A 20,364-nucleotide genomic window follows, 5' to 3' on the forward strand; every position below is an offset into this window, starting at 1 on the left:
CGGGGGCTTCCCGCCGGATCGTGTCCCGACCGATCCCGCAGGCGGACGGACTCGGCCGCGGTCCCCGACCGGACGGCCGCGGTCCGCCCCGGTGCTCCGCTGACGGGGACCGCTCACCAGGCCCCGATCAGGTGCCACCACGCGGTGCCGATCGTGAGCCAGATCACCATGTGGACGATCCCGATGACCAGCCCGCTGCGCCACCAGTGGCCGATCGTCACGTACCCGGTCCCGAAGAACAGCGGGGCGGGGCCGTTCCCGTAGTGGGTGAGACAGCCCATGAGGGTGGGGATGCCCGACAGCAGGACGATGAGCGGGACCGGCGGCAGCCCCAGGGCGGTGCCGACGCCGAAGAACACGCTGAACATCGATGCGGCGTGCGCCGTGCCCGAGGCGAACATGTAGTGCGACAGGGCGTAGACCAGTGACAGGGCGATGAATGCCACGGACGGGTTCAGCCCACCGAGCGGTCCCTTCACGAGATCACCGAACCAGCTGATGAACCCGAGTTCGTTGAGCTGGCTGCCCATCATCACGAGAGCGGCGAACCAGGTCAATGTGTCCCAGGCGGACTTCTCCGATTTCATGTCGTCCCAGGTGAGCGCGCCGGTGAGCAGCAGCATGCCCAGACCGATGAGCGCCACGGTGGTTGCGCTCATGAGTCGGTCCCCGACGACCCACAGGGCGATGGTGAGGACGAAGACGCCGAGCGTCACTCGCTCCTCCCCGGACAGGGGACCGAGTTCGTGCAACCGCCGGGCGGCCTGGGCGGGGGCCTCCGGTGTGCGACGAACCCCCGGAGGGAAGATCACGTGCAGGATGAGCGGCACCACGAGGAAGCCGAGCAGGCCGGGGACGCACGCGGCGAGGAACCAGCCGCCCCAGCTGGGCGTGTCGGCGCCGGCCGCGGCCGCGAGCCTGACCCCCATCGCATTGGGGGCCGCACCGGTGAAGAAGACCACCGAGGCGGCGAGGTCCAGGTTGTAGGCGGTGATCGCCAGGTAGGAGCCGATCCTCCGGCAGCTCTCGGGGTCGTCCGGGTCGGCGCTCGTCGCGCGGATGATCGAGCGCATGATCGGGTAGACGACGCCGCCCGCCCGGGCCGTGTTCGAGGGGATCGCGGGGGAGAGCACCAGATCGGCCAGGCCGAGACCGTAGGCCAGGCCGAGCGTGCTGCGCCCGAAGATCCGGACGAAGAAGTAGGCGAGGCGCTCACCCAGGCCCGACTTGATGACCGCCCGGGCGATGAAGAAGGCCGAGACGATCAACCAGATCGTCGGGTTGGAGAAGCCGCTCAGAGCGGCTGAGACGGACTTGGATGTGCTGCCCGGGGCGAGGACCCGGCTCGCCGCGCAGACGGCCATGGCGACGACGGCGACCGAGCTCATCGGCGCGGCCTTGCCGATGATGGCGATGATCGTCGCGACGAAGACGGCCGCCAGGTGCCAGGCGTTGGGAGCCAGCCCGGACGGCGTGGGGATGATCCAGACGGCCAGGCCGACGGCCGTCGCGACGGCGAGCGGCATGAGACGCACCTCGCCGATCGCCGGTGCCCGGCGGGTCCGGTGCCCGTGCGCATCCCCGGCGGCGCTGACGGGAATGCCGATGCTCATTTGATGAACCCCACCTTCGTGCGGAGCTCGGCCAGCACCTGCTCCCTGCGCTGCTCGTAGCGCGCCCTCTGCTGCTCGAACAGGTTGTCGCCGTGGGTGTCGATCGAGACGATGAGCGGACCGAAGTCCCGCACGCGGTTCACCCACAGGGTCTCGGGCATGCCCAGATCGCGCCACTGGGCGTCCTCGATCTCCTCCACCTCGGTGGCGGCGATCACCGCGTTGCCGGCGGGGAAGACGCAGTGCAGGGCGCCGAACTCCTGGCAGCCCGCCACGGTGCCGGGGCCCATGCCGCCCTTGCCGACGATCAGCCGGACGCCGGTCTGCTTGATGAACTCGTACTCGAACTTCTCCATGCGCATCGAGGTCGTGGGGCCCACCGAGACCATTTCGAAGCCGGAGCGCGCCGTCGCGCTCGGCCGTACGATCGGCCCGGCGTGCAGGATCGCGCCGTCGTGGACGTCGACGGGCAGTGCGCGGTGCTCCTCCACGAGTCGCCGGTGCGCGACGTCGCGGCAGGTGACGAGTCGGCCGCTCAGGCGGATGACGTCGCCGACCCGGATGCCGGCGAGGTCCTGGGCGCTGATGGGCGTGGTCAGTGTCGTGCTCACAGTTCAACCCCCTCGTGGGTCAGCAGTTCGTAGGACAGATCGGGGTGCACCCGCACGGTGCCCCGACGGTGCGACCAGCAGCCGGTGTTGACCGCCACCGACAGCACCGAGGGATGGCGCGCCGAGTTCTCGATGTGCACGCCCATGACGGAGTTCTCCCCGCCCATGCCCTGCGGCCCGAGGTGCAGGGCGTTGATCGCCGTTTCCAGCTCGTCCTCGAGCCGGGCGGCCCGTTCATTGGGGTTGTGGCTCCTGACCGGACGCATCAGGGCGCGCTTCGACAGGTACGAGGCGGCATCGATGGAGGATCCGATGCCGACGCCGACGAGCAGGGGCGGGCAGGCGTTGACCCCGTAGGAGACCATGACGTCGAGGACGAAGTCCACGACTCCCTCGTAGCCCTCGCCGGGCATGAGCGTCCTGCCCTGGCCGGGCAGCGAGCAGCCCCCGCCCGCCAGGTAGATGTCGACCTCGAGGTCCGCGGAGCCTGGCAGCGGCGCCCAGTAGACCCAGGGGGAGTCCGTGCCGGTGTTCGTGCCGGTGTTCACCTCGTCGAAGGTCTCGACGGTGTTGTGGCGCAGCGGGGCCGTCCGGGTGGCGGTGCCGACCGCCTGCCGGAAGATCTGCGGGAGCCGGTCGCGCAGGGGGAACCCGTCGCCCACCCGGGCCATGATCTGCACGAGACCCGTGTCCTGGCAGGACGGCCGGTCGAGTTCGGCGGCGAGCTCCTGGTTGCGCCGCATCGTGTCGTAGATCATCCGGGCGCGCTGGTCGGTCTCCGCGGCGGCGAGCTCGGTCAGCCGCTGCTCGACGTCCCACGGCAGGTGCTTGCTGATGTGATCGGTGAAGCGGGCCAGCATGCGGGTCAGACGGGTCGCCTGGTCCGTCATGTCCGTGCGGCCGCTCGTTGTTCTCGTGGTTGTCGCCATCGTGGCGAGCCTCCCCTCATGGTCAACCGGGGCACGGCGATTGCTCCGGTGCTCTCACTCTGCAAGGGGGCGCAGGGGCTGGTCACGGCATATTTCGAGGATTTCGCGACAAGGTGTCGCACTGTTCCAGGGCCGTCCGCCCGCGCGCGGCGGCGGTGCGGACGGGAAATGCGCCCGGCCCGTCGGGCCCGGCGGATCGGGGCCTGACAGGCCAGGTCGGCACTCGTCAGGGCCGGCGGCCCCGGCCGTTGCGGACCGAGCCGGGACCGAGAACATGCCCTACTGCTCGAGGCGGTTGAGACGACGGGCGAGATCCGCTGCGGCGTCGGCCAGCTGGTCGGCCCGCGTCCTCAGCCCGGCCAGCTCCGCGCTGCGGCGCCGCGGGGAGCGCACGATCTCGTACCAGTCGGTGAGCAGACGTCTGACGTCGTCGTCGGCGCGTGGGACGAAGCGCTTCTTGAAACCGGCATCCACCACGGCGATCTCGGCTGCTGCCGGGCCGGTCGCGATGTGACGCCGGTAGGCCGATGGCGACTTGTCGAACCAGCGCCGGAAGGCCGTGTCGAGGGCCTTCGCGTCGGGGAATCCGTTGGCGAGGGCCACGTCACTGATCCGGTCCCGGGTCTCGGCGAGCTGGCGCGCGGCCGCGCGTACGCGCAGGCGGCCCAGATAGTCGAAGGCGCTCATGCCGATCGTCCGGGTGAACAACTCCGACAGATAGCTCTCGTTGTACCCGCCGATGCGACTGAGCTGCGCCAGCGTGATGCGTTCGGTGAAGTGCTGCTCCAGGTGGGCGCACACCTTGGCGATGACGGCATTGCCGCTGTCATGCCGGGCCCTGGTCACGCCGGGCTCAGTGAGGGGGAAGGCCTCGACGATCCCTGCGAGCATGTGGTAGAAGTCCGCGCGCAGCCTGAACGCCTCCTCGGCCCGCGTGACCGGTTCCAGCAGCAGGGCCGCGACTGCGGCCCGGACACGTGCCTGCGCGGACAGCTGCCTCGGCGAGTCTCCCGGCATGGAGGCGAAACGGTTCGCCGGCCAGTCGGGCGTCACGCCCTCCAGGACGTGCGGGGAGAAGTGCACGGCGAGCGCCCGGGCCCCTGCGCTGAGCGCGAGTGTGGCGTGACCCTGGTGGGGATTGATGAGCGTCATCTCGCCGCTGGTGCAGGTGCGTGCCCGTCCGCCGGCGCAGACCTCGATCTCGCCCCGGACGATGGTCAGCAGCTCCAGTTCCTCGTGCCAGTTGAAGTGGTAGCTGCCGATGTCGTACACATATGCGTGAAGACCGAGACCGGCGTCCTCCACCTCGAAGCCGCCCGGGTCGATGGGCCCCTCGCGCGGGGCCGTGCCCTCGCCGCGGGGCATGGCCCTCACTCGTCGGCGATCTGGCACAGCACGTCGCCGGAGGCCACGGCGGTGCCGGGGGCCACGAGCTCGTGGACCGTTCCGGCGCGGTGGGCCGCGATGGGCTGCTCCATCTTCATGGCCTCGAGCACGAGCACCGTCTCGCCCTCCTCCACGTGCTGGCCCTCGATGACCGAGGTCTTGATGATGGTGCCCTGCATCGGGCTCGTGAGCTCGGTGCCGGTGCTCGCGAGCTTGCCGCCGCCGCGGCCGCGCTTGGTGGGCTTGCGGCGCTTGCCGGCGGCGTGGCCGGTGGCCGCCTGGAGGCCGGACGGCAGGACGACCTCGAGGCGGCGGCCGTTGACCTCGACGACGACGTGGCGGCGCTCCGGGGTCTCCTCGGCGACGCCGAGCTCGCCGGCGTACGGCGGGATGTCGTTGTCGAACTCGGTCTCGATCCAGTCGGTGAAGACGCCGAAGGAGCCGTCCTCGGCGGTGAACGCCGGGTCGACGACGACCCTCTCGTGGAAGGGCACGACCGTCGGCATGCCCTCGATCCGGAACTCCGCCAAGGCGCGGCGTGAGCGCTGGAGGGCGATCTCGCGGGTGGGGCCGGAGACGATGAGCTTGGCGACGAGCGAGTCGAAGGCGCCGGGCACGCTCATGCCCTTGCGGTAGCCCTCGTCCATGCGCACGCCGGGGCCGCACGGGGGGCGGAAGCGCGTCAGCGTGCCCGGGGCGGGCATGAAGCCGCGGCCCGGGTCCTCGGCGTTGATGCGGAACTCGAACGCGTGGCCGGACGGCGCCGGGTCGGGGTAGTCGAGTGCGCCGCCGCAGGCGATGCGGAACTGCTCGCGCACGAGGTCGAGCCCGCTCACCTCCTCGGTGACGGGGTGCTCGACCTGGAGGCGCGTGTTGACCTCGAGGAAGCTGATCGTGCCGTCCCGGCCCACGAGGAACTCGCAGGTGCCGGCGCCGACGTAGCCCGCCTCCCTGAGGATCGCCTTCGAGCTGGAGTGGAGCCGCTCGAGCTGGTCGTCGGTGAGGAACGGCGCCGGGGCCTCCTCGAGGAGCTTCTGGTGACGGCGCTGCAGCGAGCAGTCGCGGGTGGAGGCCACCACGACGGTGCCGTAGCGGTCGGCCAGGCACTGGGTCTCGACGTGCCGGGGCCTGTCGAGGTAGCGCTCCACGAAGCACTCGCCGCGGCCGAAGGCGGTGATCGCCTCGCGGGTGGCCGAGTCGTACATCGCCGGGATCTCCTCGAGAGTGCGGGCGACCTTGAGGCCGCGGCCGCCGCCGCCGTACGCGGCCTTGATCGCCACGGGCAGGCCGTGCTCGCGGGCGAACCCGACGATCTCGTCGGCCCCGCCCACCGGATCGGACGTGCCGGGCACCTGCGGGGCGCCGACGTGCTGGGCGATGTGACGGGCCGTGACCTTGTCGCCGAGCATCTCGATGGCCTCCGGCGGCGGGCCGATCCACAGCAGCCCGGCGGCGACGACGGTCCGGGCGAAGTCGGGGTTCTCGGACAGGAAGCCGTAGCCGGGGTGGACGGCGTCGGCGCCGCTGCGCTCGGCGATCGCCATGATCTTGTCGATGTCCAGATAGGTCTCGGCGGGGGTCGAGCCGTTCAGCGCGAAGGCCTCGTCGGCCAGCTCGACGAACAGGGACTGCGAGTCGGAGTCGGCGTAGACGGCGACCGAACCGATCCCGGAGTCCTTCGCCGCGCGGATGATGCGGACCGCGATCTCACCACGGTTGGCGATGAGGACTTTCGAGATGGTGCGTGTGCTGTGGTCGTGAGCCACGTTTCCTCCTGAACAGCCGGCCTGAGCGGTGCCGGGCCCGCCCGACTACACGGCGAGTCTAGGGCAAGCCCGCCCCCGGCGCCCTTCCGGTTCGCCCAGTGCCCGCGCCGGCCTCAGCGCCCGCGCTGGCAGGCGGGGCACCAGAAGAGATGGCGGCCGCCCAGGTCGGTCTCGTGCACCGGACGGCCGCAGACCAGGCAGGGCCGGTCGGCACGCCTGTACACGTAGACCTCGCCGCCGTGGGCGTCCACCCGCGGCGGCCTGCCCATCGCCTCGGGGGTGTGCTCGGGGCGGACGGTGTCGATGCGTCCGTCGCGGACGCCGAGCGCCATGAGATGGACCAGGTCGGCCCAGATCGCGTCGAAGCGGGCGCGCTCCAGCTCCGAGCCCGGGCAGGCGGGGTCGATGCCCTGGCGGAAGAGCACCTCGGCCCGGTAGATGTTGCCGACGCCGGCGAAGACGGCCTGGTCCATGAGCAGCGCGGCGATCGGCCTGGACGAGCGGTGCACCCGCGTCCAGACCCGCTGCGGGTCGGCGTCGGCGCGCAGCGGGTCCTCGCCGAGCCGGGCGGTCGCCGCGTCCCGCTCGGTCGCGGTGACGAGACGGCACGTCTGGGGGCCGTGCAGGTCGGCGGCCCACCGGTCATCGGCGATGCGCACGCGCACCTGCCCGACCGGTTCGGCCAGCGGCGCGAACGTCAGTCTCCCGATGAGGCCCAGATGGATCTGGAGGATGTTCGCCGGCACGTCGGCGTCGAAGGCGACGAACAGGTGCTTGCCCCAGGTCTCGGCGCGGTCGAGGGTCGTGCCGTCGAGGAGCGCCGCCGATTCGGCGAAGCGCCCCTGCGGGGAGCTGACGGCCACCGCCTCGGCGGCGAACAGCTCATTGGTGCGGTTGGCGAGACGGTGGATCACATGACCTTCGGGCATGCACACCACTGTGCCCCATCGCGGGCCCCGGGTCGGGGCCCGTCCGCCGTCGGCGGCTACCCTGGTGCGGTGAGCATCTCCGGCCCGCGCACCCGGCGCGCCAGCCGGGTGCGCGTCGGCGCGGCCGGGCCGCCCTCGGTCCTGGCCGCCGCGCCGGCGGCGGCCCTGGCGGTCGCGCTGGCGGCCGGGGCGGCGGGCTGCTCGTCCCCGACGGACGCCGTGCCCTCGTCCACCGCCTCCTCGGTTGCGGCGTCCGCGACCCCCCGCCCGCCGACCGGCCCTGACGCCGACCCGGGGACGGTCCCGCTGAGCGAGTTGGGCTTCCGCAACGGGCCCGAGGGCTTCCGCGTCCCGTCCGGCCTCGTGCTGTCCGGCAGGGTCGACCAGACCAATGTCGTGACCCTCACCATGGACGGCGCGCAGGGGCGGCGGCTGCACGAGTACCTCATGACCGCCCTGCCGTCCATGGGCTGGACGATCGAGGGCTCCAGCGGGGACTCGATCGTCTTCTCCGCCAGCGGCTGGGAGGGCGCCTTCACGATGTCCGACGAGCAGGCCGGCCTCACGCTGCGCCGCCTCGGGTCGGGCCCCTCGAGCGGGGGCCCCGGCTGAGCGCCGCCCCGGGCCCGGCCGACGGTCAGCCGCGGGCCCGGGTGCCCGGCGGGATCGGCCACAGGTCGAACCAGGCCACCCCCAGGTCGAGGAGGATCTGGCGCACGAGCGGCAGCGAGATGCCCACGATGTTGTGCGGGTCGCCCTCGATACGGGTGATGAACGGGCCGCCGAAGGAGTCGATGGTGAAACCGCCGGCGACCCCCTCCGGCTCGCCGGTGGCCGCGTAGTCGGCGATCTCCTGCTCGGTCAGGTCGGCGAAGGACAGCACGGTGACCGCCTCGCGGGTGGCCTGCCTCATCGTCCCGTCGCGGAGGACGGCGACGTAGTGGCCGGTGTGGACGACGCCCTGGCGCCCGCGCATGCGCATCCAGCGCGAGACGACCGAGGCCCTCGTCCCGGGCTTGCCGTAGGTGTGGCCCTCGAACTCGAGCATCGTGTCGCAGGCCAGCAGGACGGTCGCGCCGCCGAGCAGGTCCTGCTCGCGCAGGATCCGCAGCACGTCCTCGCCCTTCTCGCGGGCCAGCCGGCAGGTCAGCTCGGAGACCGACTCGTCGATGCGGGCGGTCTCGTCGGTCCTGGGGCGGACCGGGACCGGCTGGAGGCCCGCCGCGCGCAGGGTCTCCAGCCGCGCGCGCGACGAGGACGCCAGGATGAGCTGCATGTTCCCCTCCTCAGATGCCGTGGCCCGGTCAGCGCAGCGAGCTGCGCCAGAACTCCCGGCCGGGCACCAGCGGCTGGCGGATCACGCGCCAGTACGACTTCCAGCCGGGGATCTCGTTGCGGTCCTGGTTCTCGTGGACCGAGGCCTCGGCGAGCATGGCCGCGAGGACGACGGTGAGCGCGCCGAGTTCCTCGTCGGTCGGCTCGCCGCGGGCGATGCGGACGCCCTCGGCCGATTCGACGAGGCTGTGCGGCGGGGTGTGCGGAACGTTGCTCACAGCGGAATGTTCCCGTGCTTCTTGGGCGGCAGGGCCTCGCGCTTGGAGCGCAGCAGGCGCAGGAAGCGGATCACCTGGGAGCGGGTCTCGTGCGGGTAGATCACCTGGTCGACGTAGCCGCGCTCGGCCGCGATGTACGGATTGGACAACTCGTCGTCGTACTCCTGCCTGAGGCGCTCGCGCTCGGCGTCGGGGTCGTCCGACTCGGCGAGCTGCTTGCGGTAGAGGATGTTCACCGCGCCCTCCGAGCCCATGACGGCGATCTGGGCGGTCGGCCAGGCCAGGTTGACGTCGGCGCCCAGGTGCTTGGAGCCCATGACGATGTAGGCGCCGCCGTAGGCCTTGCGGGTGATGACGGTCATCTTCGGCACCGAGGCCTCGGCGTAGGCGTAGATGAGCTTCGCGCCGCGGTGGATGATGCCGTTGTGCTCCTGCTCGACGCCGGGCAGGAAGCCGGGCACGTCGACGAAGGTGAGCACCGGGATGTTGAAGGAGTCGCAGGTGCGCACGAAGCGGGCGGCCTTCTCGGAGGCGTTGATGTCGAGGCACCCGGCCAGGGTCATCGGCTGGTTCGCGACGACGCCGATCGAGCGCCCCTCGACGCGCCCGAAGCCGCAGATGACGTTGGGGGCGTAGAGCGCCATGACCTCGAGGAACTCCTCGTCGTCGATGACGGCGCGGATGACCTCGCGCATGTCGTAGGCCTGCGACGGCGCGTCGGGGACGAGCACGTCGAGGCTGTGGTCGAGGTCGGTGATCGGCACGTCGATGTCGTCGGGGTAGTCGTAGACCGGCGGGTCCTCGAGGTTGTTCTGGGGCAGATAGGTGATGAGGTCGCGCACGTACTCGATGCCGTCCGCGTCATCGGTGGCGAGGTAGTGGGCGTTGCCGGCGATGGCGTTGTGGGTGCGGCCGCCGCCGAGCTCCTCCATCGTGACGTCCTCGCCGGTGACGGTGCGGATGACCTCGGGGCCCGTGATGAACATCTGGCTCGTCTGGTCGACCATGACGACGAAGTCGGTGAGGGCCGGCGAGTAGACGTGGCCGCCCGCCGCGGCGCCCATGATGAGGCTGATCTGGGGGATGACGCCGGAGGCCATCGTGTTGCGGCGGAAGATCTCGCCGTACATGCCGAGCGAGACGACGCCCTCCTGGATGCGCGCGCCGCCGCCCTCGTTGATGCCGATGAGCGGCACGCCCGTCTTCACGGCGAAGTCGATGATCTTGCAGATCTTCTCGCCGTAGACCTGACCGAGGGAGCCGCCGTAGACGCCGACGTCCTGGCTGAAGACGCACACCGGGCGCTCGTGGATGTTGCCCAGACCGATGATGACACCGTCCGAGTAGGGGCGGTGCCTCTCCATGCCGAAGGCGTGGGAGCGGTGCCGGGCGAACTCGTCCATCTCGGTGAAGGTGCCCTCGTCGAGCAGGGCGAGGATGCGCTCGCGGGCCGTCATCTTGCCGCGGGCGTGCTGCCTCTCGACGCTGCGCGGGGAGGCCGCGTGGACGGCCGCGTCGATGCGCTCGCCGAGGTCGGCGAGCTTGCCGGCCGTGGTGTGCGGATCCATTGCCATGGGCCCACCTTAGCGGGCGGGGCCGGCCCCGCCGCCTGCGCGCCGGCCCGGTTCCGCATAGACTGCTGGCCGTGCCCTCCACCGCTCCACTCAACGTGCCGCACCTGGTCGAACTGCTCGGGCCGGACAGCCGCTGGGGACCCATCGAGTGGTACGAGCGGACCGGCTCGACCAACGAGGACCTCGCCGCCCGCGCCCGCGCCGGCGCGCGCCCCGGACTCGTCCTCATCGCCGAGCACCAGAGCACCGGTCGCGGCCGCTTCGACCGCCGCTGGGAGGACGTCCCCGGCACCGCGACCGCCACCTCGGCGCTCGTCGCGCCGCGACCCGAACCGGCCCGCTGGGGCTGGCTGAGCATCCTCGTCGGCCTTGCCGTGCGCGAGGGCGTCGAGCGCGCCACCGGAGCCGGGCCCGACCGCGTCGCCCTCAAGTGGCCCAACGACGTGCTCCTGGACGGGCGGAAGATCTGCGGCATCCTGTGCGAGCGCGTCGACGGGCTGGCCGTGCTCGGCTGGGGCGTCAACATCTCGATGGACGAGACCGAGCTGCCCGTGCCCGGTGCCGGCTCGCTGCTCCTGGCGGGGCTGCCGCACGGCAAGGACGAACTGACCGCCGCGATCCTCACGAGTCTCCAACGCTGGTTCGAGCAGTGGCAGACCACCGGCCAGGTGCGGGAGGGTTTCATGGCCGCCTGCGACACCATCGGCCGCTCCGTCCTCATCCACGAGGACGTCGACTCGGCGGACTCGGCCGTCGTCGCGGGCACGGCCGTCGGCGTCGACGACACCGGCGCCCTCGTCGTCGAGGACGCCGACGGGCACCGCCGGGTCCACAGCGCCGGCGACGTCATCCACCTGCGCTGAGCCGACCGCGGGCGGGGAGCCGCGTGGCGGGTGCACGGGGCCTGTCCGTCCCGTCGGCGGGCGCGCGACGAGGGGCGCGCGACGGTGCGCGCAACAATGGTGGTCATGCGCAGACGGCACGGCGACCTCGCCGACGACGAGTACGTGGTGGTCCACTGCCATCCCCACGGACGGGTGCTCGCCGCACCCGTGCTGGCCCTGTTCGTCCTGGCGGGCGTCCTCGGCGTGCTGCTCGCGGCCCTGCCGTCCGGGGCGCGGCCGGTCGGCACGTGGGTGCTCGTCGGCCTCTTCGCCGTCACCGCCGTCGTCCTCGTCCTCGTGCCCGTGCTGCGCTGGGCGTCCACGAGCTACACGGTCACGAGCCGGCGCATCATGGTGCGCGCCGGCCTCCTGCACCGCGCCGGGGTGAACGTCGCGCTGAACCGGGTGGCCGAGATCTCCTACCGCCGGAGCGTCCTCGACCGGGTCTTCGGCTCGGGCACGATCGTCGTCGACACGCAAGGCCCGGCGCCCCTCCAGCTGCACTGCGTGCCGGACCTGGCCGGCGTGCAGCGCATGCTCGGCGAGCTGGTCTACGCGGTCGGCGACGGGGGCCAGCGGGTGTGAGGTCCGCGGGGCGCCCACCGGTGCCGGCTCCGCGGCGGTGCGCGGCGCGGCGGACGGGCGGCGGATAGCATCGGTGTCGCAACCCCGCGGCGGACGGGCGCCGGGGGCCACCGGGGGCGCCCCCGGGCGAGACGGGCGAGGAGGGCCGCGTGCCGAGGATCAACGCGCCGACGGTGCGCGAGCACCACGAGCAGGTCATGACGTCCCTCATCGACGCGGCCGAGCAGATCCTGCGCGAGGAGGGCCCCGGGGCCCTCACCGCCGGCGCGGTGAGCTCGCGGGCGGGCGTCGCCCGCAACTCCATCTACCGCTACGTCGAGTCCATCGACGATCTGCGCGGCCTCGTCGTCGAGCGCTACATGCCCGGCTGGTTCGACGCCGTCCAGGAGGCCATGGACGCCAGCGAGGACCCGCACGAGCAGCTCGTCGCCTGGGCCATCGCCAACCTCGAGCAGGCCACCATCGCCGGGCACGGCTGGCTCATGCGCATCGGCGAGGGGCGCCTCAAGCCGAACGCGGCTCGCACGGTCGGCCGTGCCCACGCCGCCCTCTACGCGGGGCTCGACCGGCTCTGGGGGAGGATCAACCCCGACAGGGCCCGCATCGCCTCGATCATGACGCAGGGGCTCCTCGTGGCCATGATGAACGCCGTGGAGCGCCGCGCGGTCGGGCTCGACGAGGCCCGCGAGGAGCTGAGGGGCGCCGTGCTCCTCCTCATCGACAGGTACGAGGTCGACGACCGCGGGGGACGCCCCGCCGGCTGAGGACGCCCGGCGGGGGAGGGCGGCTCAGATGAGCTCGGCGCTGAGGATCTCGGTGAGGACGCCCGAGGCGGCCGGCTCGTCGCTCGGCATGACGTGGAGGGCGTGCGCCCCCTCGCGCTCGGCGAGCACCCTCGACAGCTCGCCGTCGACGAAGTGCAGGGCCGCGCCGTCGTCGACGCCGTAGCCGCCGGGGATCATCCCCGAGGCGACCGCCTGCGTGTAGACGGCGCCGCGGTCCTCGCCGTCCAGGTGCGGGCAGAAGCTGCCGGGCAGCAGGCCCAGGCCGCCGCGCCAGCCGCGGAGATCGCCGAAGGCGTCGGTGAGGCAGCCCTCGAACCAGCAGGCGGCGCCGGCCGAGATGCCGCCGAGGACGGTCGTGCGGTCGGGATCGCCCGCCATGCGGCGCAGGGCGGTGGAGACGCCGTGGACCTCCCACAGGGCCATGAGGTTGGCGGTGTTGCCGCCGCCGACGAGCACGACGTCGGCCTCCGGCAGGCGGCGCACCGACTCGGCGGCGCCCTGCCACAGGGTGAGCACCATCGTCCGCACTCCCAGGCCCGAGTAGGCCATGAGGAAGCGGTTGATGTAGGTGGCGTTGTCGGCCGAGGCCGTCGGGGCGAAGCAGACGAGCGGGGCGCGTGCGCCCGCGAGGTCGACGACGTACCGGTCCAGGCTCGTCGGGGCGCCGTTGCTCGACATGGAGAAGCCGCCGCCGCCCATGGCCACGATGTGAGTGCTCATGGGCCCATCCTCTCATGCCCGTCGTTAGGGTTGGAGCCGTGAATGCGGCGCACACGATCGGGATCATCGGGGGTGGGCAGCTGGCCCGCATGATGTACGAGGCGGCGATCGGTCTCGATCTCGAGGTGAGGCTGCTCGCCGAGGGCCCCGACGTGAGTGCCGCCCGGGTCGTGCGCGAGGTGACCGTCGGCGACTTCACCGACCCGGCCGTCGTCCGGGAGTTCGCCGCCGGCTGCGACGTCATCACCTTCGACCACGAGCACGTGCCCACCGGGCTCCTCGCCGGGCTCGAGGCGGCCGGGGTCCTCGTCCGGCCCGGCCCGGCCGCCCTCGTCCACGCCCAGGACAAGCTGCTCATGCGCGAGCGCCTCGGCGACGGGCTCGGCCTGCCCTGCCCGCGCTGGCGCGCCTGCCGGGACGCCGACGAGCTGCGCGCCCTCGGCTCGGAGCTCGGATGGCCCGTCATCGCCAAGGCCTCCCGGGGCGGCTACGACGGGCACGGCGTGTGGCGGCTCGACGGCCCCGCGGACGCCGACGCCCCTTTTGAGGAGTCCCTGTCGGTGAGCGCCGGCGAGCGGGTCGTCATCATCGGCGAGGAATTCGTCGACTTCGCCCGGGAGCTGTCGGTCGTCGTCGTGCGCGGCCCCGACGGACGGGCGCTGTCGTATCCGGTGAGCGAGACGGTGCAGGACGGCGGCGTCTGCGTCGAGACGATGACCCCGGCGCCGGGGCTGTCCGCCGCCAGGCAGTCCGGGATCCGGGCCCTCGGCCTGCGCATCGCGGACGCGCTCGGCGTCGTCGGCCTGCTCGCCGTCGAGCTCATGGAGCGCCGCGACGGGGGCGTCGTCGTCAACGAGCTGGCCATGCGCCCGCACAACACCGGGCACTGGACGCTCGACGGCGCGGTGACGAGCCAGTTCGAGAACCATCTGCGCGCCGTCGCCGGGCTGCCGCTCGGGGCGACCGACGCCCGCGCGCCGTGGTGCACGATGCGCAACGTCCTGGGAGGGCGCAGCGCCGACAGCGTGGGCGACTTCGCCCACGTGGCCGCCGCCGACCCCGGCCTGCGGGTGCAGTTCTACGGCAAGGGCCTGCGTCCGGGCCGCAAGCGCGGCCATGTGACGGTCTACGGGGACGACTGCGACCGGGTGCGGGCCCGCGCCCGCGCCGCGGCCGCCTATCTGATGGGAGAGGACAATGACTGACGCCACGCCCCTCGTGGGCATCGTGATGGGCTCCGACTCGGACTGGCCCACGATGGAACCGGCCGCCGAGGCCCTGGAGGAGTTCGGCATCGCCTACGAGGCCGACGTCGTCTCGGCGCACCGCATGCCCGAGGACATGGTCGCCTACGGGAGGGGCGCCCATGGGCGAGGCCTGCGCGCCGTCATCGCCGGCGCCGGGGGAGCGGCCCATCTGCCCGGCATGCTCGCCGCTCTCACGCCGCTGCCGGTCATCGGCGTGCCCGTCGCGCTCAAGCACCTCGAGGGCATGGACTCGCTGCTGTCGATCGTCCAGATGCCTGCCGGCGTGCCGGTGGCCACCGTCGCCATCGGCAACGCCCGCAACGCCGGGCTGCTCGCCGCGCGCATCCTCGCCAGCGGCGACCCCGCGCTCACCACCGCGATGGTGCGCTTCCAGGACGAGCTGCGCCGGACCGCCCTCGACAAGGGCGAGAGGGTGCGCGGCCGGCGGGCGGGCTGAGCCTCGGCGGCCGGCCCGGCGCCGCCTCAGCCCGCGTACTGGGCGATGTTGCTCGTGTCCCCCCGCGAGAGATCCTCGAACATCGCCGAGGCGCGTTCGGAGTCCCAGATGACGACGGACTCGGTGCCGTCGTCCGACCAGCCGTTGGTGGTCTCCAGCGGTACCTGGAGGCTCGCGCCGGATCCGCCGGAGACCGACAGGACGCCCCTGGTCATCTGGGCCATCGTGAGGACGCCCATGCCGTCGCCGCGGCTCACGGCGCCCGCCAGGGCGTGGGTGACGGTCCACCACCGCACGGGGTTGAGCACGGTGGACGGCCTCTTGAGCCTGGTGGCGATCTGGGCGATCACCTCGCGCTGGCGGCGGGCCCGCCCCAGGTCGCCCTCGGCGTCGCCGTAGCGGTGACGCACGTAGCCGAGCGCGTCGGACCCGTTGAGCGTCTGGCAGCCGGCGGGCAGGTCGATGTTGGCCTTCTCGTCGGCCATCGGCTCGTCCAGACAGACGTCCACGCCGCCCACGGCGTCGACGATGTCGGCGAAGCCGGCGAAGCCGACCTCCATGAAGCCGTCGATGCGCAGGCCGGTGGCCTGCTCGACCGTCTCGGTGAGCAGCTCGGCGCCGCCGTAGCTGTAGGCGGCGTTGATCTTCGTCCTCCCGTAGCCGGGGACGGTCACGTAGGAGTCGCGCGGGATCGAGATGAGCACCGACTCGCCGGAGGGCGGGGTGTAGAGGAGCATGATCGAGTCGGTGCGCTGGCCCTCGGCCTCGCCCGTGCCGAGCTCGTTCCGCTCCTCCTCGCTGAGGCCGTCGCGCGAGTCGGAGCCCACGAGCAGGATGGCGGTGCCCGGCTGGTTGCCGACGCGCCCGGCGTAGCTCGGCTCCCAGCCGATGGTCGTCATCGTGCTCCAGGCGTGGATGGGCGTGACGAGGGTGAACAGCAGCCAGGCGAGGACGGGGACGAGGACGGCGCGGAGCGTCCGCCGGACCGGGCTCCGCCGGATCCTCCCGTCGGGGCCGTGCCGGCGCCGGCCCGGGGCGGGCGCCACGGGGGCGACCGGCTCGCGGTGGGCCCAGTCGGCGCCCGGGGCGCGGGGGGCGGGGGCCGCCGGCTGCGCACCGGCCCGGAGGTCCCGCTCCGGGCCGCCCCGACGGTCCTGCTGAGCGGCCTGACGGCGGCGTCGCTGCTCCAGGAAGGCCCGCTCGCGGCGTCGGATGTCGGCGTCGTTGGCGATGTTGGTGGCCGGGGCGGCCCGCGGGGCGCCGGCCGCCCCGTCGCCCGGCGCCCGGCGGTAGAGCCAGTCCAGGTCCTCCTGTCGGCTCGGTTCGTCCCTGCTGTCAGCCATGGCACCCAAGGTACTGGCACGGGCGTCCCGGGCCCGGCAGCGCGCGCCCGTCACGGCGTGCCGAGGCGCGGGGCCGGCGAGCCGGGCCCACCACCCCGAGGGCCCTCCGGGATTCGTCTCAGGGTTGACTCAGGGGTGTCCTCCACGTTGCCGCCCGCCCCCGGCGCGGCGCCGCGTGGTTGCCGCCCCTCGGACGTCCGCGGTCCTATGGTGTGCGCGTGAGATACGCAGTGATCATGGCCGGTGGTTCCGGCACTCGCCTGTGGCCCCTGAGCCGCCGGGGCGAGCCCAAGCAGCTCCTCAGGATGATCGACGGGCGCAGCCTGCTGCAGCTGGCCTTCGACCGGGTTCGCGCCGTCGTCGCCCCCGGGAACATCCTCGTGTGCGCCGGTGCCGCCTACGCCGACGAGGTGGCCTCCCAGCTGCCCGCCCTGCGCCCGGAGAACCTGCTGGGCGAGCCCGTCGGTCGCGACTCCCTCAACGCCGTCATCTGGCCCGCCGCCGTCCTCGTGCGCCGCGATCCGGAGGCCGTCGTCGCGGTCGTCACCGCCGACCAGATCATCGAACCGGTCGAGACCTTCGCCGACCGGCTGACGACGGCCTTCGAGGTGGCCGAGGCCGATGACCGCGCGCTCGTCACCTTCGGCATCGTGCCCACCGGGCCGCACACCGGCTACGGCTACCTGCACCGCGGCCGGGCGGTCGAGGGCCTCACCGACGTGGCGCGGATCGTCGAGTTCAAGGAGAAGCCGGACGCCGGGCTCGCCGCCCGCTACGTCGACAGCGGCGAGTACTGGTGGAACGCCGGCATGTTCGTCTGGCGCGCCGCGACGCTGCTCGGCCAGGTGCGCGTCCTGCTGCCCGAGAGCCATGAGCGGATCACCGAGCTCGCCGCCCATCCCGAGCGCCTGGCCGAGATCTACCCGGGTCTGCTCAAGACCTCCGTCGACTTCGCCGTCATGGAGCCGGTCAGCCGGGGCCGGACCGACGCCCACGTCATCGGCGTCGCACTCGCCGCCCGCTGGGCCGACGTCGGCAGCTTCGCGGACCTGCACGCCGAGCTCGACAAGGACGACGACGGCAACGTCCGTCAGGGCGCCGTCGTCGCCTCCGGCACCACCGGGTGCCTGCTCGTCAACGCGGACCCCGAACGCTCCGTGCTCGCCGTCACCGGGCTGCACGACATGGCCGTCGTGCGCACCGCGACGGCGACGCTCGTCTGCCCGCTGTCCGATTCCCAGCGGGTCAAGGCCCTCGTCGGCGAGGTCAAGGAGCGGTACGGTGCCGAACTCGCCTGATCCGCCCCGGCCGCACGCCAGGAGGCTCGGGATCCTGCTCAGGATGCGCGAGCCGATCGCCTGGCTCGTCCTGGCCGTGACGGTCGTCTACATCGTCCTCGGCTGGATGCGCCTGGGCTGGAACCTCGCGCACGAGTCCATGGGCGTGTCCGCCTCGGCGCGGCAGACCGGCGCCTCGGTGCCGCTCATCTGGGTGCTCGTCGACGTGGCGATGGTCCTCGCCTGCGTCCTCGGCACAGGCGCGATCGGGAGGGCCAGGGCGCTGACCCGGACCGCCGCCGTCGTCGTCTCGGTCGTCGCCTGCTACGACGTCCTCATCCTCGTCGTGGGCGTCCTCGGCTCCGACGCCCCGGTCTTCTCGCGCGTCCTCGAGACGATCGGAGGGCTGCTCGAGGTCGCCGCGAAGGTCGCGGCGACCGTCGTGCTGTGGCGGCTCGTCCCCTCCCCGACGGTCCGCGGCGCGGCGGCGGAGGCCCCCGGGCCCCCCGTCCGCGATGCCGTGTGGGCCCCCGGGCAGGCCGTCGGGCGCACTTGGGCCAGGGCCGGGGACGCCGCGGGTGTCACCGGCCCCGGGCCGGCCCCCGAGCCGGGGCCGGCCGTCGCGGGGGCCTCGGGGCCGGGAGGGCCACGGACCGGCGCCGACGGCGCGGAGTCGTCCGTGCCGTGGTTGACCGCGGGTCAGCCGGCCGCCGGACGGCGGCCGGGCCCCGGCCGCGGGGCCGGTTCGGGCTGGTGGGGCCCGCTTGCGGAACAGGAGGGCCCCGCCGATGCATGATCCCTTGTCGTTGCCCTGCCCTCATGGTCCTCCCGGGGTCACCCCGAGGCGATTCGTCCCCTCCGGAAGATGCTTGAATCTTCGTGAACATGCGGCCGAGCACCGGACATGGTAGCTTTCAACCATGTAATTCCGCCGACGTCGTTCGCCGTTCCGTCCGTACGGATGTGGCGTCCGGTCGCCCCCGCGGTGGGGTTCAGCGGTGCGCCGATGGCGCGCTGATCTGATGGAGAGGATTGTGCAGATGCACGAGCTGCTGCTGGTGGATCTTGGCGAGGACAGCGGGCCCGCGTGGCGGGCGCGCGCCCTCTGCGCGCAGACCGATCCGGAGGCCTTCTTCCCCGAGAAGGGCGGTTCCACGCGGGAGGCGAAGAAGGTCTGCCAGGCCTGCCCGGTGCGTGGCGAGTGCCTCGAGTACGCGCTCACCCATGACGAGCGCTTCGGCATCTGGGGCGGTCTGTCCGAGCGCGAGCGCCGCAAGCTGCGGCGTCGCGCCGTGTGACGCCTTGTCCGGTCGTGTGAGCGCGTCCGCCGACCCCCGGCGGGCGCGCGCTCGCTCCACGTCCGGGCGCGGCGCGGGTCGCCCGGCTCAGCGGTCGTCCTCGGGGTCGATCTCGTCGATGCCGCGCCCCGTGAGGGCGACGATCTGCTCGACGAGGGTCTCGTGCACGAGCAGGCGCAGGTCCTCGCGGTCGACGGCGCGCCGCTCCAGGGGGCGGCGGTAGACGACGATGCGGGCGTGCTGGGTCGCGGACGACTCGATGGCGGCCGCCAGCGGGACGGTGCCGTGCTCGCCGAGGTCGTTCCACAGGGTGCGCTGGTCGGGCACCTCGTCGACGCCGATGTCGATGGCGTCGACGACGTCGGGGCAGTGCTGCCCGATGCGGGCGATCGACTCGCCCACGCAGGCCATGAAGTATGCGCGGGCGCGCGGGCGGGTCGGCGTGCGCAGCGGGCGGTCGGTCAGGTCGTTGGGCAGGGCCATCGGCCCGCGGATGCCCCGCCCGTGACGATCCCTTGTGCGCATGGGGCCAGCCTAGTGCCGTCCGGGCCCCGGCCCGGACGGCCGCCCTGCGGGGTCGGTCCTGGGGGGCGGGTGAGGGGAAGGCCCCGTCTTCCTCGAAGGGGCGCGCGCCCGGCTCCCAGGGGGCGCACAGGTGGGGCATAGTGGGCGGCGCCTTTCTGCGAACACCGCCGCCACGTGGTGTTCCCGGTCGCGGAAGGAGACCCCCGTCCATCGAACTGCCGCCCACCCCTGAGGCGTCGGAGAGGAGCAGCGTGCCGAACATCCCACCCCCGTTCCCGGTGCACATCCTGCCCGCACCCGTCCTGCCCGCACCCGTCGCACGGCGCCGGCCTCCGGGCCCGGCGCCCCTGAGGCGCGTGCGCCCCCGGCCCGGCGGCGCGGACCGGTTCTCGATGACGGGGGGCGTCTCGTGAGCGGCACGACCCTCGTCCCTGCCGGTCCCGCCTCCGTCCCGGGGGCGGCCGCCGGCCCCCGGCGCCGCCGCTGGTGCCGCGCCGGGGGCCGGGCGGGGGCGGCCGCGTTCGTCTGCTACCTCGCGGTGGCCCTGTGGCTCAGCGCCCACGACCTCGTCTTCCCCGACGCGATGAGCCGGGTCGCGAACGGCTACTACGTCCTGTTCAGCCGGGATCCGCACCTGGCCGCCATCGGCTTCGTGTGGAACCCGCTGCCCTCGCTCGCCGCCATTCCGCTGCTCCTCGCCACGCCGCTGTGCCCCGCGCTGGCGTCCAGGGCGCTGGCCGGGTGCCTCGTCTCGGCGCTGTGCGGGGCCTGCTCGGTGGCGCTCATGCACCGGCTGCTGGGCCGGCTGGGCGCCGGCCCGGCGATGCGCCTCGTGCTCACCGCCGTCTTCGCCCTCCACCCGCTCGTCCTGCTCGGCTCGGC

22 protein-coding genes are annotated in these 20,364 nt (G+C 73.0%); 10 read left to right on the forward strand and 12 right to left on the reverse strand.

Annotated features, from left to right (window positions below; genetic code table 11):
• Nucleotides 1-113: 113 nt before the first annotated feature.
• From K336_RS0110260 to K336_RS0110285, 6 genes are all read right to left on the reverse strand, one after another.
• Nucleotides 114-1,613 carry an anion permease gene (locus K336_RS0110260; protein WP_081660765.1) on the reverse strand — a complete coding sequence of 500 codons (1,500 nt, stop codon included), beginning with the start codon at nt 1,611-1,613 and terminating at the stop codon, nt 114-116.
• Nucleotides 1,610-2,224, reverse strand: coding sequence for a L(+)-tartrate dehydratase subunit beta (gene ttdB / locus K336_RS0110265; protein ID WP_021796786.1), 615 nt, complete (start codon nt 2,222-2,224; stop codon nt 1,610-1,612). Before ttdB ends, K336_RS0110260 begins: the two co-directional genes overlap by 4 nt.
• Nucleotides 2,221-3,153 carry a L(+)-tartrate dehydratase subunit alpha gene (gene ttdA / locus K336_RS0110270; RefSeq protein WP_021796788.1) on the reverse strand — a complete coding sequence of 311 codons (933 nt, stop codon included), beginning with the start codon at nt 3,151-3,153 and terminating at the stop codon, nt 2,221-2,223. Before ttdA ends, ttdB begins: the two co-directional genes overlap by 4 nt.
• A gap of 279 nt (nt 3,154-3,432) precedes the next feature.
• Nucleotides 3,433-4,518, reverse strand: coding sequence for a helix-turn-helix domain-containing protein (locus K336_RS0110275; protein WP_021796784.1), 1,086 nt, complete (start codon nt 4,516-4,518; stop codon nt 3,433-3,435).
• A 5-nt stretch (nt 4,519-4,523) separates the two neighbouring features.
• On the reverse strand, nt 4,524-6,305 hold the full coding sequence (locus K336_RS0110280; RefSeq protein ID WP_021796781.1) for an acetyl/propionyl/methylcrotonyl-CoA carboxylase subunit alpha: 1,782 nt from the start codon (nt 6,303-6,305) through the stop codon (nt 4,524-4,526).
• 113 nt (nt 6,306-6,418) lie between these two features.
• A complete protein-coding gene (locus K336_RS0110285; protein ID WP_028706971.1) occupies nt 6,419-7,234 on the reverse strand; it encodes an Fpg/Nei family DNA glycosylase in 816 nt (271 codons plus the stop codon).
• A 69-nt stretch (nt 7,235-7,303) separates the two neighbouring features.
• Here K336_RS0110285 and K336_RS15945 point away from each other — a divergent pair, with 69 nt between their 5' ends.
• Nucleotides 7,304-7,846, forward strand: coding sequence for a hypothetical protein (locus K336_RS15945; protein ID WP_051245665.1), 543 nt, complete (start codon nt 7,304-7,306; stop codon nt 7,844-7,846).
• Nucleotides 7,847-7,871: 25 nt separating this feature from the next.
• On the opposite strand, the gene K336_RS0110295 is transcribed toward K336_RS15945, so the two are convergent.
• Genes K336_RS0110295 through K336_RS0110305 form a run of 3 tightly spaced genes read right to left on the reverse strand, consistent with a single transcriptional unit; the run spans nt 7,872 to nt 10,361 of the window.
• A complete protein-coding gene (locus tag K336_RS0110295; protein WP_028706972.1) occupies nt 7,872-8,510 on the reverse strand; it encodes a Maf family protein in 639 nt (212 codons plus the stop codon).
• Between the two features lie 28 nt (nt 8,511-8,538).
• Complete coding sequence (locus tag K336_RS0110300; RefSeq protein WP_021798844.1) at nt 8,539-8,787, reverse strand: acyl-CoA carboxylase subunit epsilon; 249 nt, start codon at nt 8,785-8,787, stop codon at nt 8,539-8,541.
• Nucleotides 8,784-10,361 (reverse strand): acyl-CoA carboxylase subunit beta, encoded by a 1,578-nt coding sequence (locus K336_RS0110305; protein WP_021798845.1) that lies wholly within the window; start codon nt 10,359-10,361, stop codon nt 8,784-8,786. The genes K336_RS0110300 and K336_RS0110305 overlap by 4 nt, the downstream gene beginning before the upstream one ends.
• Nucleotides 10,362-10,504: 143 nt before the next feature.
• Here K336_RS0110305 and K336_RS0110310 point away from each other — a divergent pair, with 143 nt between their 5' ends.
• From K336_RS0110310 to K336_RS17135, 3 genes are all read left to right on the forward strand, one after another.
• Nucleotides 10,505-11,224: a biotin--[acetyl-CoA-carboxylase] ligase gene (locus K336_RS0110310; RefSeq protein WP_390896298.1), complete on the forward strand. Its 720-nt coding sequence runs from the start codon at nt 10,505-10,507 to the stop codon at nt 11,222-11,224.
• A 105-nt stretch (nt 11,225-11,329) separates the two neighbouring features.
• Complete coding sequence (locus K336_RS15950) at nt 11,330-11,830, forward strand: PH domain-containing protein (RefSeq protein ID WP_043123413.1); 501 nt, start codon at nt 11,330-11,332, stop codon at nt 11,828-11,830.
• Nucleotides 11,831-11,979: 149 nt separating this feature from the next.
• The gene (locus K336_RS17135) at nt 11,980-12,594 is read left to right on the forward strand and encodes a TetR/AcrR family transcriptional regulator (RefSeq protein WP_021798842.1); all 615 of its coding nucleotides are present in this window, start codon (nt 11,980-11,982) and stop codon (nt 12,592-12,594) included.
• A 24-nt stretch (nt 12,595-12,618) separates the two neighbouring features.
• On the opposite strand, the gene K336_RS0110325 is transcribed toward K336_RS17135, so the two are convergent.
• A complete protein-coding gene (locus K336_RS0110325; RefSeq protein WP_021798846.1) occupies nt 12,619-13,335 on the reverse strand; it encodes a Type 1 glutamine amidotransferase-like domain-containing protein in 717 nt (238 codons plus the stop codon).
• Between the two features lie 14 nt (nt 13,336-13,349).
• Here K336_RS0110325 and K336_RS0110330 point away from each other — a divergent pair, with 14 nt between their 5' ends.
• Both K336_RS0110330 and purE read left to right on the forward strand, forming a co-directional pair.
• Nucleotides 13,350-14,540 carry a 5-(carboxyamino)imidazole ribonucleotide synthase gene (locus K336_RS0110330; RefSeq protein WP_043150833.1) on the forward strand — a complete coding sequence of 397 codons (1,191 nt, stop codon included), beginning with the start codon at nt 13,350-13,352 and terminating at the stop codon, nt 14,538-14,540.
• The gene (gene purE, locus K336_RS0110335; RefSeq protein WP_021798849.1) at nt 14,533-15,039 is read left to right on the forward strand and encodes a 5-(carboxyamino)imidazole ribonucleotide mutase; all 507 of its coding nucleotides are present in this window, start codon (nt 14,533-14,535) and stop codon (nt 15,037-15,039) included. Before K336_RS0110330 ends, purE begins: the two co-directional genes overlap by 8 nt.
• Nucleotides 15,040-15,065: 26 nt before the next feature.
• On the opposite strand, the gene K336_RS0110340 is transcribed toward purE, so the two are convergent.
• Nucleotides 15,066-16,382 carry an LCP family protein gene (locus K336_RS0110340; protein ID WP_051245667.1) on the reverse strand — a complete coding sequence of 439 codons (1,317 nt, stop codon included), beginning with the start codon at nt 16,380-16,382 and terminating at the stop codon, nt 15,066-15,068.
• Between the two features lie 218 nt (nt 16,383-16,600).
• Between K336_RS0110340 and K336_RS0110345 the strand changes: the two genes are divergently transcribed.
• From K336_RS0110345 to K336_RS0110355, 3 genes are all read left to right on the forward strand, one after another.
• The gene (locus tag K336_RS0110345; RefSeq protein ID WP_028706977.1) at nt 16,601-17,680 is read left to right on the forward strand and encodes a mannose-1-phosphate guanylyltransferase; all 1,080 of its coding nucleotides are present in this window, start codon (nt 16,601-16,603) and stop codon (nt 17,678-17,680) included.
• Nucleotides 17,664-18,455 carry a hypothetical protein gene (locus K336_RS0110350; RefSeq protein WP_028706978.1) on the forward strand — a complete coding sequence of 264 codons (792 nt, stop codon included), beginning with the start codon at nt 17,664-17,666 and terminating at the stop codon, nt 18,453-18,455. Before K336_RS0110345 ends, K336_RS0110350 begins: the two co-directional genes overlap by 17 nt.
• A 244-nt stretch (nt 18,456-18,699) precedes the next feature.
• A complete protein-coding gene (locus K336_RS0110355; protein WP_028706979.1) occupies nt 18,700-18,957 on the forward strand; it encodes a WhiB family transcriptional regulator in 258 nt (85 codons plus the stop codon).
• A gap of 87 nt (nt 18,958-19,044) precedes the next feature.
• On the opposite strand, the gene K336_RS0110360 is transcribed toward K336_RS0110355, so the two are convergent.
• Nucleotides 19,045-19,482 (reverse strand): metallopeptidase family protein, encoded by a 438-nt coding sequence (locus K336_RS0110360; protein WP_021798649.1) that lies wholly within the window; start codon nt 19,480-19,482, stop codon nt 19,045-19,047.
• A 409-nt stretch (nt 19,483-19,891) separates the two neighbouring features.
• Here K336_RS0110360 and K336_RS0110365 point away from each other — a divergent pair.
• The coding region (locus K336_RS0110365) for a hypothetical protein (RefSeq protein WP_028706980.1) at nt 19,892-20,364 on the forward strand (473 nt) is incomplete at its 3' end.

Source organism: Propionibacterium acidifaciens DSM 21887 (assembly GCF_000426605.1).
In the GTDB taxonomy this organism is placed as follows: domain Bacteria; phylum Actinomycetota; class Actinomycetes; order Propionibacteriales; family Propionibacteriaceae; genus Propionibacterium; species Propionibacterium acidifaciens.